Below are 767 nucleotides of genomic sequence, written 5' to 3'. Positions count from 1 at the left end.
GCACTGGTCGAGGAACTCGCGCTCTGCGCCGGAACCAGAAGCCTGGTGTTCTGGACGCCGTACTGCCAGGGGTCGACCATCTGCATGACCGTGTTGGACGCCTGGGCGTTGCCGGCCGCCGGCGTCACGCCTTCAGTGCGCACGTAGTCGTCGCTGGTGCACCCGGCGAGGGCGCCGGCGAGCAGCAAGGCGATGCAAGGAGCCAGACGCATGGGCTCAATCCTTCGGCAGATCGAGGAAGTGACCGGACGTCGTGGCGGCCACCGGGCGGGCTGCACTGCCGTCGGCCAGCGCCACGGGGCGCTTGGGCGCCGAGGCATTCACTTCCTCGGTGTTGTTCAGGAAGTAGTCGACATTGCTTGCCGGCCGCGTCCCGTCGGTCGGCTCGACCATCTTCTTCGACGGATCGACCGGCTTGACCAGGTAAGGCGTGACGATGATCACCAGGTCGGTCTCGCGCCGCTGATAGGATTTCGAGGAGAACAGCGGACCGAGCACCGGCAGCTTGCCGAGCCCCGGCAGGCGCGAGGTGGTGATGTCGTTCTGCGACTGCAAAAGGCCGGCGATCATGAAGCTCTGGCCATTCTTCAGGTCGACCGAGGTCTTGGCCCGGCGCACGATGAAGGCCGGGATGGAAATGCCGCTGCTGACCTCGATGGAGGCAGAAGTGTCGATCGAGGATACTTCCGGCGCGATGTCGAGGCTGACCAGCCCGTCCTTGAGAACGGTCGGCGTGAAATCCAGGCCGACGCCGTATTTCTTGTAGG

The 767-nt window shown here is 65.1% G+C and carries 1 protein-coding gene and 1 pseudogene; both read right to left on the bottom strand.

Features of this window, described 5'->3' with window-relative positions:
- Nucleotides 1–212: hypothetical protein (locus EOA29_RS38665; RefSeq protein ID WP_127222528.1), on the bottom strand; the 212-nt coding region annotated here is incomplete at its 3' end.
- 4 nt (nucleotides 213–216) lie between these two features.
- Nucleotides 217–767 (bottom strand): annotated as a pseudogene (locus EOA29_RS38660) (secretin); the annotation flags it as partial.

Source organism: Mesorhizobium sp. M1E.F.Ca.ET.063.01.1.1 (assembly GCF_003998155.1).
Taxonomy (GTDB): domain Bacteria; phylum Pseudomonadota; class Alphaproteobacteria; order Rhizobiales; family Rhizobiaceae; genus Mesorhizobium.
This window is presented reverse-complemented; position numbering and strand designations above follow the sequence as displayed.